The sequence below is a fragment of the Kouleothrix sp. 19917 genome (assembly GCF_057073505.1).
The window spans coordinates 592,240-605,055 of sequence record NZ_CP097100.1 but is presented as its reverse complement, the minus strand read 5'-3'; the positions used below and the strand labels follow the sequence as shown (position 1 = coordinate 605,055).

Genomic DNA, 12,816 nt, shown 5'->3' with positions numbered 1-12,816 from the left:
CAGGATGAGTAATGCGATCAGATCTGCGGTCAGCCCGAGCTACGCCATCGGGGATGGCACGGGGGTATGCAGTGTGCACATAGCAACCCGGCCGCTGGACTGCGCACGTCACAGATCGGGAAGGGATACTGAAAGGTCGACCACGGGATCTGTACCAGCTCCCACGCGCGGGTGACAACCCACACTCGACCAGGAATCGGACCGTATCGCGCCGCTCGACGAGCGTTAGGCTTTTCGCCAGCAACTCCTTGAGCGCGTCTGCCTCGAGTTGCACTCTGCCAGGAGCCGCTTGAGGCGGCCACTCTCCTTTGCGAGAGCCTTGAGACGCTGTGCCTCGGCCATGGTCATGCCTCCGAACTGCTTCTACCAATGGTAGAAGGTCGTCTCACTGGTGCTGTGTGCCCAACAGCTCGCGCTGATCGACTGCTCGTCACGCTCGGCTTGCTCCAAGATCTTGATGATCTGCTCGGCCGAAAACTGGAGGTTTTTCATGGCTGTCCTCCCGTTCCTGGGCTGACTCTACCGCATCAAACTGCTAGATTTCGGGAGTCATATCATCCACTGCAGCCTCGAGCATTCGGGCAGCTTTCAAGCGTCATCCAGATCCTGGACCGGGCACGCGGCGTGCTGCATGGTATCATGCAAGTTCCACCATTCCTGCAGCACTCTGGACGGGAGAAGGAGCCTATGACGATGCTTGACATAGTGCCGACGATCACGGTGGTGAGCGCCGGCGAACAATACGGCCGCTTTCAGATCGCGCCGCTGGAGGAAGGCCACGCCGCCGCGCTCGGGAACGCTCTCCGGCGGGTGCTGCTCTCGTCGATCCCGGGCGCCGCGGTCACCAAAATCAACATCGAGGGCGTGTACCACGAGTTTTCGACGATCCCTGGGGTCCGCGAGGACGTGCCCGAGCTGGTGCTGAACGTCAAAGGATTGCGGTTTCGGTGCTATGCCGAGCGGCCGGTGCGGGTCGCGCTGGTGCGCCACGGGGCCGGCCCGGTCCGCGCCAGCGACATCGACACGCCATCGAATATCGAGGTGGTCAACCCCAACCACTACCTCTGCTCGCTCGACTCGGATGATGCCGAGCTGTCGATCGAGCTGACCATTGAGCGCGGGCGGGGCGCGCTGCTCGCCGACATGCGCGACGCGCCGCTGCCGATCGGCGAGATCGCGGTCGACGCGATCTTCACGCCGATCCCCAAGGTGAATATGGTCGTTGAGCGCCTGGCATCCGCCGGCGAGCTGGCCGCACATGCGGCGGTGCTGCTCGAAATCTGGACCGACGGCTCGCTCAAGCCAGGCGACGCCCTCTCCTACGCGGCGCAGCTCCTAGCCCAGTACGCGCAGGCGATCGCCAGCTTCGACCAGTCGGCGGTCGCGGTCAAGGAGCCGCACGCTCCAGGCGCGGCTATACCTGCGGAGATTTACGATTTGCCGATCGACATCCTGGATTTGACGACGCGCACCTACAACGCCTTGAAGCGCGCCGACATCACTAAGATCGGCCAGATCCTGGGAAAGGACGACAAGGCCTTGGCCAGCATTCGCAACTTCGGTGCGAAATCGGTCGAAGAGATCAAAGACAAGCTGCGTGAACGCGGCTATGGCAACGTCGAGCAGACGCCTGAGCCGGGGCTGGAGCTGGCGGCAGGCTGAGGAGGCGCATCGTCACGTGCTGCAGCCTGGCCCGTACACGGATCGTCGTCGAGGATCCAGACCTGGTCACGTTCGTGCGGCGCCTGGAGCACCAGGCCGATGCATTAGCGCTGAGCCGGGGGCGACAGGCCCTGCTCAACGTGCGGCTGCGGGACCTGGAGGCATGGAGTCTCCAGCAACTCGAGGCAGTCGCGGATACGCGCGACGGCCTGGTGATTCTGATGATCGCGCTAAAGAAAAGGAGCGTGATGGCCCGTCAACACTGGTGGACCTGGTCCCTCGGGCTTTGTTTGCTGCTCATCTTGGCAGCCTGCGGCGGGCCGGCCAGCCCGCCACCGCCAGGACCGGTGATTCCGCTCATGGTCGGCGGCCAGACTGTAAGCGTCGAGGTCGCGGCGACCAACTCGCAGCGCCAGCGCGGGCTCATGGGCAGGACCAGCATCCCGGACAATGAGGGCATGCTGTTTGTGTATAAAGTGGATCAGCCGGGGCTCTGGTACTGGATGAAAGATACGCCCACGCCGCTCTCCATCGCGTTTATCGGCAGCAACAAGCGGATCATCAATATGGCTGATATGCAGCCGATGGACGACAAGACGCACTACACTACCGCGGCGCCCTGCCGCTACGTCCTGGAGCTGAATGCGGGCTGGTTCGCCCGCCACGGCGTCAAGCCCGGCGACCAGGTCGAGTTTACCCTCCCGCCCGACCTCAACGTCGATTGATGACGGTGCGGAACGGCAATCCGGTGCTGCGGTCGGATCGGCCTGGCAGGTTGATAGGTGGGGAGCAAGAGTGCCCGATGTCGGATGGACGACCAGCCGCGATCCGTGCAGAGCGTTGCTGCGCGGCGCGCCGGCACAAAGTCTCCCCTCGGCCGCGGCGGATGGACGCTGTTTGCAGCGTCCCGCTCTTCTCACCGCTCTGCTGCTTTAGCGACGATGGGGCGCTGACGGAGTTTCGCGCCAATACAGGCTTGGGACAAGTGAAGTGAGATTTGTTCTCTGCGACACAGTGTTCCAGCCACATGCGCGTAGGCAGTGACCTCATTCCTCTTGTCCATTGTGGTGCGTTACGCGCCTCCCGTATGAGTGTCACCGCCTTCACCGTTGTGGCCTATGCACCCCTGACCCGACACCTTCGGGCCGTCTGCCTCCTGTTTCCTATCCTCCGTCAGCTCGACAGGCATCGCGGGAAGTGGCACGGCCAGCAGATCTCCAACGGTCTAGCGTCGGCTGGTCTGCCCGGCCGCCATCGCTGGGTCCCTTGGCACTAGCGCTGCCTCTGCCGTTCCCACCCCGGTCAATCGGCTGCGCCAGGGCCTGTCGTAGCGACTCCTGCGGTTGCACAAACTGGTAGTACGCGCCCACCGCTCCAAGTGCATCAGCAACTGCGGCGCGTCCCCGTGCCGGCCTACTTCCGGGGCGCCTGGGCCGGCTACATAGATCACACCATCTCCGGCTACGGTAAGCGCGGCCGAGGAGTGCCTGTTCCGAGTGGATCTCAACCCGCTGCTCTATGGTCGCGACGATCGCACAGTGCCGCTCGTCCACGGAGAGCGACTTCATGCGGCGCTGCCGCACAGCCAGCTTACGATACTCGATGGATGGGCACTATGCGGTGCTTCAGGAGGGAGTGACGGCCCTGCGCAGCTGACTTACCGTACACGGTCTTCACGAGTCCAGCCGCTGAACTGAATGTCGCCTGAGCCTCCTTCATCCTCACATGTAGCATATCCTGCATTGCTGCGTCAAAACACACAGATTCCCCGCCGTTCCTGCCCGCAATGCTCGTTCTTCCGGCTCTTGTTTGACGAGCCTATAGCTCGAACGTTACGCTTCTCACTCGTTCTGAGGGTTCATCAGAACGATGGATAGGGACTATGAGGAGCTGAAGGATGAGGATTCGACGATTTACTCTATGGGCTATGCTTGTGGGCACGCTGCTGCTCAGCGCGTGCGGTGCCGCGCAGCAGGCTGCGGCACCAGGGGCAACGGCAGGTGCATCCGCCCCAGCTGCAACCACAGCCCAGGCTGCACCGACCGCCGCAGGTACCACGATGGATCACGGTGGGATGATGGCGACTGCCGCACCAGCGGCGAGCGCGACGGGTGGGATGGATCACGGTGCGATGCCAACGGGCGAGAGCAACGCGCCCTATGACGCACAGTTTATCGACAGCATGATTGAGCACCACCAGGGCGCGATCGATATGGCGAATCAGGCGCTCAAGGAAGCGAGCAGGCCAGAACTGAAGACGCTGGCACAGAATATCATCACTGCCCAGGAGGCAGAGATCAAGCAGATGCAGGACTGGCGCAAGGCCTGGTATCCTGATCTGGCAGCGACTGGCGGCATGGATATGGATATGGGCGATATGGAAGTGAGCGGCGACACGACCGTGCCGTTCGACCAGCGCTTCATCACAGCGATGATCGCCCATCACGAGGGTGCGATCGCCATGGCGAAGGACGCCGGGCAGAAGGCCGAGCATAGCGAGATCAAGACTCTGGCCCAGGCTATCATCACCGCCCAGGAGTCCGAAATCACGCAGATGCAGCAGTGGCAGAAGGAATGGTTCGGCCAGTAGGCTGCCCGACTGCTGAGGAGGTAGAGTATGCGGGTGTCACTCATATCCATTGGCCTGCTGGCGCCGCTCCTGACCGTCATGCTCACCCTGCTGAGCGCGTGCGGCGGCAGCCAGCCGGCCGCATCGCTTGAGACAGTCGATGGGCCAGCGCTGATCTTCTTCTACACCGATAACTGAGCGCCGTGAGCGCAAACCGCGCCCATCGTGGATGGGCTGGAGCAGACCTACGGCGATCGCCTGCGCTTCGTCCGTGTGGACTTCAACTCCTCCGACGGCCAGGCGCTTGCCCAGCGCTACCGTGTGCGCGCCCACCCGACGATCGTCGTTATCGACCGCACCGGTGTCGCGCGCACCACGGTCTTCGGCGTACCAAAGCGCGAGGAACTGGAGCAGGCAATCGGCACTGTGCTGACCTGATCGCTTGAGATGCGTTCGCTCCAGGTGTACATAACGAACGCGCATCTGGAGCGTCTTCCGACGTGCTTTCGTGTCTGCCGTGGTGTCGCGCTAGCCGCGCGACCCGTGGCCAGCACCGGTGCCTGCCCGATAAGGGGCCGTATGTCTGCCGCGACGGCGACACGTATCATCGTTATTGCTCCGACCACACTCGCTCGTGAGGCGTGGCGGGCGCTGCTTTCCAACCAGCCGGATATCGTCGTCGTTGGCGCGGTGGCGGACACGCAGCACCTCGCCTCACTGCCAGCGCCGGCTCAGCCCGTGACTCTGCTCCTCGACGTCCCCGCCCCGCATCCCGATCTGATTCGACGGTGCCGCGATACAATGCCCAGTGTGGGCACACTGGCGCTCGTCAGCTCGTTCGATTTGGCGACGCTGCTGCCGCTCCTGCAAGCAGGCGTGACCGGCTGTCTTTCCCGCGACGATTCAGTGAGTGCGCTGGTCCGCGCGCTCATCGCCGTGGGACGCGGCGAGCTCGTGTTGCCGCCAGCGATCGCCGCTCGCGCCCTCGCTGCGCTGGCGCGCGGCGAGATCAGTCAGCCAGTGCCGGCCGAGTCACTGTCCGAGCGCGAGGTGATGGTACTGGCCTTGCTCGCGCGGGGACTGACCAACAAAGATATCGCGCAGACCCTCATACTGAGCGTGCGCACCGTGGAGGCCCACCTGCGAAGCATCTTTGTCAAGATCGACGTTCGTTCTCGCACGGAGGCCGCGCTGTGGGCGGTGAGACAGGGGTATGGAGCCGGCCAGTAGGTGAAATCACCTAGCGGTGGTTCGGTTGTTCCACCGTAGCGGCATCGGCCGAAGCGGAATACACTGCTGGCATACGAGTGGTATGTCAGAAAGGACATGACAATGATAAACCTGATTCAATCGCTCGAACGGCGGAGCTTGCCCCCGGCGGTGCAAGCCCAGCCAATCGGCGGGGTACGGTTCGACTGGACGATGGTCGTCCTCAGCGGCGCGCTGGTGGGCGGAGCGCACCTGGACGCCTGGGCGCACGAGCACGGCCGCGTGGACACCAGCTTCTTTACGCCGTGGCACGGCGTGCTGTATTCCGCGTTGCTGCTTGTCGGCGCATTTCTGATCATTGCCTTTCTGAGGAACGTTGCGCGCGGCTACGACTGGCGGCGCGCGCTGCCAGTGGGCTACGGACTCTCCCTGGTGGGAGTACTGGTGTTCGGCGCCGGCGGCATCGGTGACATGATCTGGCACGTCCTGTTTGGAGTAGAGAACGATCTCGAGGCGCTGCTCAGCCCAACGCACCTGCTGCTGGCGCTCGGCTGGGTGCTGATCGCCAGTGGGCCGCTGCGCGCGGCCTGGCAGCGTGCCGATGACGCGCCATCTGAGCTGGCAGCATTCCCCACGGTGTTCGCGCTGACGTTCATCCTGTCCACATTTACGTTCTTCACGGTCTACGCCAACCCGTTCACGCACGTGTTGTCGGCGGGGACCCAGCCGGAGGAGGGCGAATTCGTCAAGGCGCTGGGCGTCACGGCGTTTCTGATCCAGCCGGCGCTACTCATGGGCGTGGTGTTGCTGGCCCTGCGGCGTTGGATGCTGCCGTTCGGCAGCCTGACGCTGCTGCTCACGCTTAACACGGCGCTCCTGAGCGTAATGCATGACCTGTACATCTTTATTCCGGTCGCCGCGCTGGTAGGCCTGCTGGCCGACGGGCTGATTCGGGTCCTCCGACCTTCCATGGAGCGCTTGGCGGCGCTGCGCGTGTTCGCGTTCGCCGTGCCTGCGATGCTGTACACGTTCTACTTCGTGACAGTGCTGCTCACCGCCGGCATCGCATGGTCGACACATCTCTGGACGGGGGCGATCGCGCTGGCGGGGGTTGTCGGACTGCTGCTCAGCTACCTTGCAGCGCCGCCGCGCTATCCGACCACACAGTTCGCGGCGCCACGGTGGTAACGGTACAGACTGGCGGTCGGACGTTTCGGGTGGATCGGATTGTCCGGCCGCACGGTGAAATGTTCACTGGAGGAGCGCGCCGATGACGACCAGCGTGAATGTATCCGTGCCACCTACGCCAGTAGCTGTGCTTGGCACGCTGGCTGAGTTTCACCGCGAGCCGATACCCTACGATCTGGCCGCGCTTGTGCGGCTTGCGGTCACACTGCGGCCAGACCTGCTCTGCCTGGACATGACGACCGAGCAGTGGCTGCAGCGCACCTTTGATGATCTCCCGCCGGAGTACCGCGATGCGCTGCTGCCGCTGGCCGATCAGACCGACATTGTGGTCGTGCCGATCGCGGGCGACCGGCCACCGAAGGAGGCTGCTCCGCGAGGGTGGCGCGGGCGGGCCATTGCGCTGCTTCGGCGCTGGCTCGCCTTGCTTCAGCGCACCGCGCCCGGCCCCGATGCGGTGAACGCCGGGCCGCGCCACTTCCTCGCCGACCTGCTCTACGCGGCCATCGACACGCTCGCGGGCCGTGGGATGTGGGACGCGCAGCGCGCCCACGCCGATGTTCTCGTGCAACGTGTGCTGGAGACAGTAAGACGTGATCCAAACTGTCGCGTGCTGGTCGCGGTGAACGTGCGCTACTGCCACCGCATCCGCCGCGCTTTGCGCAGACATCCGGACGTGCGGGTCGTACACTATGCGGAACTCTAGGAGCGAGGCGATGAACGACGCAATCTTCCGAGGGAGCCTGGCGCTGGTCTCGGGCCTTCTGACCGTCATCCGGTTGTTCTATGGCTGGCGGGCGCGCCAGAGAGGCGGCAAGGTGATCGCGCGGCGAGCAAGCTGGGGCAGGACAGCGGTACTCTATTTGCTGGGCGGAGCGGCGGCGCTCGCATCGATCATGTACATCGTCGCGCCAAAACGCCTCGGCTGGGCCGCGCTGCGGCTGCCGGCCTGGGCGCGGTGGCTTGGCATTGGGCTTGGTGGCGTCACCGTGCACCTGTTTGGCTGGGTGCATCATACGCTCGGCGCCAACTGGTCGATGCCGGCCGAGATCAAGGAGCGACAAACGCTGATCACTCGCGGCCCGTACCGCTGGGTGCGCCACCCGATGTACACCACGATCTTCCTCTGGGCGGTAGCCTTCCTGCTGATGTCGGCGAACTGGCTGGTTGGCGGGGCATGGTTTGGTCTCGGCCTGGTAGCCTCGGCCGTGGTCCATGTCGAAGAGGTGGCGCTGATCGATACCTTCGGCGAGGCGTACCGTGTGTACATGCGGCGTACCGGGCGGTTTCTGCCGCGCTTGCGGCCCTGAAGCGATGGCCTGGAGAGACAATCTGTGCATATCGAGCGAATCAAAAAGAAATATCAGCGCAACGCGCGCTTCTACGATCTCGTCGAGTGGCCGTTTCGCATCCTGCGTGCTGCGGCGATCGACGAGTTACAGCTTCGTCCAGGTCATGTCGTCCTGGACCTCGGTTGTGGTACCGGGCTGAGTTTCGCCTTACTTGAGGACGCGGTTGGCCCCAGCGGGCAGATCGTCGCGGTGGATGTGAGCCCGGACATGTTGGCGCGGGCATTGGAGAAATGTATTCGTCACAGGTGGACCAACATCAGCCTGATCGAGGCGGATGCCGAAACGATGGGCTTGCAGGCAGACTCAGTCGATCGGGTGCTCTGCTTCTATAGTATCCCTGCGTCTAGCGTTTTATGACACCAGGGCAGGATTCGTGCGCTGGCGCTGCCGATTGGGCAAGACCAGCGGCACAGGCTGTACTACCCAGCCTCGACCCCCTGGCCCAAAGGCGTCGGGGGCTGCTTTGCGACCAATGTTGTACGAACCGTTTACGTCGGCATTGATGAGCCGGCCATCGCTGGCCCGAAACAAGCCGCGCGCAATCCGCTTGCCGGCGTAGTGCGCGTGATGCTGGACCGGCTCATTATCCAGGAAGCTGACCTTGGAGGTGTGAGCCTCTTCATGCACGAGTACGCAGATACCGACGATCTCTGCCTTGTAGGTGAGCATCGCGATGAAGCGGGCGTGCGGGATAAACACGAAGGTCTGGTTGGTGCGCCGCCCCAATCTGACTCGCTGCTTCCAGTTTGGGTTGTGGCCGATGACAAGCGTGCCAATGCGGTGTTGCACCAGCAAATTGATGATGGCACGGCTGGCATTGTGGAGGTAGTCAGTAATTCGGCGGTTGCGCTTGTCGGTGATGGCATCCAGCCGGCGGCTGGTATGGCGATTCTGTTGAAGGCGGGCCTGAAGCTGCGCGCGGCGCTTGTTGTAGAACTGGTTCAACGCCTTGAGCGGTCGCCCGTTAATCAACCGCGGCACAAAGCCGGGCAGACTTGCAGTTAGCGCCGCGAGGTTGTTGACCCCAATATCGATGGCTGCCACCAGCGCGGGATCGAGCGGAGCGGGGGTGATCGGTTGCTGATAGACGACCTCGATAGTGTAGTGAGTGCCGTGCGGGACAATCCGCACTTGCTGCACGGCGGTCTGCCGTGTTTGCACCTGGATGGGGAGGCCGGACGGTTGAATGATGCCCTGCCGCAGCAGTGGACGGCTGATGGCCTGGATGGTATAGGTCAGCACGTTGCGGCCTTGCTTACCGAGGTATTTGGGGAGCCGGGGGCGTCCCAGAAAGCGCGATGGGTCAGCCTTCCAGGCGGACACTGCCGCGAAGTAGCTCTCCCAGGCCACGCGGACTTGTTTGAGTACCCATTGGGCGACCTTCGCGGGCAAAGCGCGATACGGCTCGGTTTGGCGCATCTGGTGGGCCAGTGCTGGGTAGTGGATGCGTTCAGCGCGAAAGATATAGGCTTGACGCACCACGTAGTTGGCCGCATTGTAGAGATTCTTCGAGGCGAACGCGGCGGCGTCGATCGCGGCAAAGCGCGGATCGTGCCGATCAATACGATGGTGTTCGACAAGACGCATCGCGAGACTCGTATCAATCATAGAACGGGTGTTCTCACTTGGAAGTATAGCAGAAGGGGTAGATTTGTGCAACAGAACGCCAGAAAACACGATACAACGCTAGAAGTTCAAGAAACGGTTTCTATACGCACGATATCATGACCTCGCCGCGCGCAGTCGCGCAGGCAGTCCGAGCATTGCGGCCCGACGGACGGTTCGTGGCAGGTGGCGGGAAATGCGCACGCGGACTGCGTGGGGTTGTGCTGAATCTGATCACGCTCCTCTACTCGCTGCCCTATATTACAAACCTTGCGGACACGACACGCCCCTGGACGTATCTGGAACAGCTGCTCGGGCCGCTCGTAGTGCAGGAATGGCTATGGGGCAGCGCGTATCTCGCGCACGGCGTCAAACACCCATCCAGCTTGCAGGAACTTGACAGGGCGTATGCGCAGCCATGAGTCTCCCTGCAGCGCTGAGCGCTTGATTATGTAGCAGAGATAGGAGCCGAACGAATGACAGCGCTTACTCAACCACGAACGATACGAGCTGGGTTCAAAACACCGTTCTTCACCACTCGCTTGCGAGTGGCGGTTGTTTAAGATAGGGGGGAAAGAAGATGGCACATCCGACATCACACGCGGAACACCATGGAACCTTTAAACTGGATGATATCTACTGCACCGAGTGCGCTGAGGCGGTCGAGCAGGCGCTGCGCAGCCAGCCGCACGTTACCAGCGTTCACCTCGACTGGGCCAACAACGTGGTCCACGTCGGCTACCACGCTGGGATGATCAGCGCCGAGGAGATCGAGCGCGTGATCGCCAGCACCGGCTGCGTGTGCGCACCAGCCGATGGCGCGCACGATCACGCCGGCCACGCACAGCCTTCGGAGGCGCGCCGGCTCCAGCGATTGCAGCATGCCGTCGACGTCCAGCCCATCACTATGGGCACAAAGCACGATCGCATGCAGTACGAGCAGCCTGCGACTGACGCAGATCCCTCGCGCTGGGCAACACGCGCTGCTCCGACTGCGCCGGCGATGGACCATCGCGCGCACACGGACATGGATCACCCGATGCCGAAGGAACATCCGATGGCTGGCAAGGAAGCTGCTCAAACGGTCGATCACGCGGCGATGGGCCACGATATGCGGGCGATGGATCATGCTGCAATGGGCCACGAGATGGTTGGGATGGACCACGCCGCAATGGGGCACGATATGTCCGACCCCGGTATGGCCGCGGCGATGGAGCGCGACATGCGAAACAAGTTCTTCATCGCGCTGCTGCTGACCATCCCGACCGTGCTCTACGCCCCGCTTGGCATGAACCTGTTCGGCGTGCGCCTGCCCACCTTTGGCCTGGATATGAACCTGATCATGCTCATATTGACCACGCCGATCGTATTCTACTGCGGCTGGATGTTCATCGCTGGCGCCTACCAGTCGCTGCGGCGCGGCATGCTCAACATGAGCGTGTTAATCGCGACCGGTGTGCTGGCGGCCTACGTCTTCAGCGTGCTGATCACCTTCATCGGCGGCGAGTCGTTCTTCGAGGCCGCGGCGATGCTGATCACGTTCGTGCTGTTCGGTCACTGGATGGAGATGCGCTCGCGACGTGGAACGAATGAGGCACTGCGCGCGCTCTTTGATCTCGTGCCGCCGCAGGCAACCGTGTTGCGCGACGGGCAGGAGCTCACCATCCCCAGCAGCGAGGTGCAGGTTGACGAGATCGTAGTACTCAAGCCCGGCGATAAGGTGCCGGTCGATGGCGAGGTGACTGAGGGCGAGACCAGCATCGACGAGGCGCTGGTCACGGGCGAGAGCGTGCCGGTCACCAAGCGACCCGGCGATGGGGTGATCGCTGGTTCGATCAACCGCAGCGGCAGCGTGCGCTTCCGTGCGACCAAGGTTGGCGCCGATACCACGCTGGCGCAGATTGTCGACCTGGTGCAGCGCGCGCAGAACTCGAAAGCGCCAGGGCAGCGACTGGCCGACCGTGCCGCGCAGTATCTGGTCATCCTGGCGGTCGGGTCGGGTGTCATTACCTTTCTCGCCTGGTACTTCTTCGGCGGCGCGGCGCTCATCACTGCGCTGACCTTCGCAATTTCCGCCGTCGTGATCGCTTGCCCCGACGCGCTTGGCCTGGCGACGCCGACGGCAGTTGCCGTCGGGACGGGCGTCGGCGCCAAGTACAACATTCTGATCAAGGATGCTGCGACACTCGAGAACGTCTCGGGAGTTACTGCGATCGTGCTGGACAAGACCGGCACGCTGACTGAGGGCAAGCCCGCGCTGACCGACGTAGTGACGGTGGGAGGCACGTCCGAACAGGAACTGCTGCACCTGGTCGCGTCGGCCGAGCAGGGCTCGGAGCACCCGCTGGCCGAAGCGATTGTCGCGGGCGCGCGCCAACGTGGGGTTAGGGTGGTCGACGCCACACAGTTCGAGTCTATCGCCGGCCACGGCATTCGTGCGACGGTGGACGGCCGCACGGTGCTGGCGGGCAACGCCAAGCTGATGCGTGACCAGGGCGTTGACGCGGCGGCACTGGAGGCGCAGGCGGCCACACTGGCCGAGCAGGGCAAAACCCCAATGTACGTGGCAATTGATGGGCGAGCAGCCGGGCTGGTGGCAGTGGCGGACACGATTAAGCCGAGCGCACGCGAGACCATTCGGCGGCTCAAGGAGCAGGCGATCGAGGCGGTGATGATCACCGGCGACAATGCCCGTACTGCTGCCGCAGTCGCCCGCGAGCTGGGCATCGAGCGATTCTTCGCCGAGGTGCTGCCGGCCGACAAGGCCCGCCACGTTAAGGAGCTCCAGGCCGAAGGTAAGCGCGTGGCGATGGTGGGCGACGGCGTCAATGACGCGCCGGCGCTGGCGCAGGCCGACATCGGCATTGCGATCGGCGCCGGTACCGACGTGGCGATCGAGACGGCCAATGTGGTATTGATGAAAAGCGACCCGCTCGACATCATCCGCGCGATCATCCTCTCGAAGGCGACGGTGCGCAAGATGAAGCAGAACCTGTTCTGGGCGGCGATCTACAACGTGTTGGCGATCCCGGTGGCCGCCGGCGTGCTCTACCCGTCGCTAGGGGTCGCGCTGCGGCCCGAATGGTCTGCCCTGTTGATGTCGCTGTCGTCGATCATCGTGGCGGTGAATGCCGTCCTGCTCAAGCGGGTCGAAGGTGATCTCGGCGAGCCGAGCGCAGGCCGCCCTGCTGCGCCGCTCCAGCCTGCGCCCGCCGCTTGATCCATATTGCTGTC

General features: G+C 63.4%; 13 protein-coding genes. 11 read left to right on the top strand and 2 right to left on the bottom strand.

The genetic code is table 11. From position 1 onward, the window contains the following. Positions 1-363: 363 nt before the first annotated feature. On the bottom strand, positions 364-492 hold the full coding sequence (locus M1P90_RS37845) for a hypothetical protein (RefSeq protein WP_483705257.1): 129 nt from the start codon (positions 490-492) through the stop codon (positions 364-366). Between the two features lie 195 nt (positions 493-687). On the opposite strand from M1P90_RS37845, the gene M1P90_RS37840 reads away from it, so the two are divergent. The 10 genes from M1P90_RS37840 to M1P90_RS37795 all read left to right on the top strand — a co-directional run bounded on the left by M1P90_RS37840 (position 688) and on the right by M1P90_RS37795 (position 8,334). Next, positions 688-1,662 (top strand): DNA-directed RNA polymerase subunit alpha, encoded by a 975-nt coding sequence (locus M1P90_RS37840; RefSeq protein ID WP_483705255.1) that lies wholly within the window; start codon positions 688-690, stop codon positions 1,660-1,662. A 74-nt stretch (positions 1,663-1,736) separates the two neighbouring features. Beyond that, complete coding sequence (locus M1P90_RS37835; RefSeq protein ID WP_483705253.1) at positions 1,737-2,387, top strand: DUF192 domain-containing protein; 651 nt, start codon at positions 1,737-1,739, stop codon at positions 2,385-2,387. A gap of 1,172 nt (positions 2,388-3,559) precedes the next feature. After that, positions 3,560-4,252, top strand: a complete 693-nt coding sequence (locus M1P90_RS37830) for a DUF305 domain-containing protein (protein ID WP_483705251.1) — start codon at positions 3,560-3,562, stop codon at positions 4,250-4,252. Positions 4,253-4,279: 27 nt separating this feature from the next. Next, on the top strand, positions 4,280-4,429 hold the full coding sequence (locus tag M1P90_RS37825) for a hypothetical protein (RefSeq protein WP_483705249.1): 150 nt from the start codon (positions 4,280-4,282) through the stop codon (positions 4,427-4,429). A gap of 27 nt (positions 4,430-4,456) precedes the next feature. After that, positions 4,457-4,669, top strand: coding sequence for a TlpA family protein disulfide reductase (locus tag M1P90_RS37820; protein ID WP_483705247.1), 213 nt, complete (start codon positions 4,457-4,459; stop codon positions 4,667-4,669). Positions 4,670-4,810: 141 nt separating this feature from the next. Beyond that, on the top strand, positions 4,811-5,461 hold the full coding sequence (locus M1P90_RS37815) for a response regulator transcription factor (protein ID WP_483705245.1): 651 nt from the start codon (positions 4,811-4,813) through the stop codon (positions 5,459-5,461). 102 nt (positions 5,462-5,563) lie between these two features. Beyond that, positions 5,564-6,628 carry a hypothetical protein gene (locus M1P90_RS37810; RefSeq protein WP_483705243.1) on the top strand — a complete coding sequence of 355 codons (1,065 nt, stop codon included), beginning with the start codon at positions 5,564-5,566 and terminating at the stop codon, positions 6,626-6,628. 82 nt (positions 6,629-6,710) lie between these two features. Continuing rightward, positions 6,711-7,331 (top strand): hypothetical protein, encoded by a 621-nt coding sequence (locus M1P90_RS37805; RefSeq protein WP_483705241.1) that lies wholly within the window; start codon positions 6,711-6,713, stop codon positions 7,329-7,331. A gap of 10 nt (positions 7,332-7,341) precedes the next feature. After that, entirely contained in the window at positions 7,342-7,935 is a 594-nt protein-coding gene (locus M1P90_RS37800) for an isoprenylcysteine carboxylmethyltransferase family protein (protein WP_483705239.1), read from the top strand. Between the two features lie 24 nt (positions 7,936-7,959). Beyond that, the gene (locus M1P90_RS37795) at positions 7,960-8,334 is read left to right on the top strand and encodes a class I SAM-dependent methyltransferase (protein ID WP_483705237.1); all 375 of its coding nucleotides are present in this window, start codon (positions 7,960-7,962) and stop codon (positions 8,332-8,334) included. Here M1P90_RS37795 and M1P90_RS37790 read toward each other — a convergent pair. Continuing rightward, positions 8,329-9,564 (bottom strand): RNA-guided endonuclease InsQ/TnpB family protein, encoded by a 1,236-nt coding sequence (locus M1P90_RS37790; protein WP_483705235.1) that lies wholly within the window; start codon positions 9,562-9,564, stop codon positions 8,329-8,331. The genes M1P90_RS37795 and M1P90_RS37790 overlap by 6 nt on opposite strands. Positions 9,565-10,162: 598 nt before the next feature. On the opposite strand from M1P90_RS37790, the gene M1P90_RS37785 reads away from it, so the two are divergent. Beyond that, a complete protein-coding gene (locus tag M1P90_RS37785; RefSeq protein ID WP_483705233.1) occupies positions 10,163-12,802 on the top strand; it encodes a heavy metal translocating P-type ATPase in 2,640 nt (879 codons plus the stop codon). Positions 12,803-12,816 lie beyond the last annotated feature (14 nt).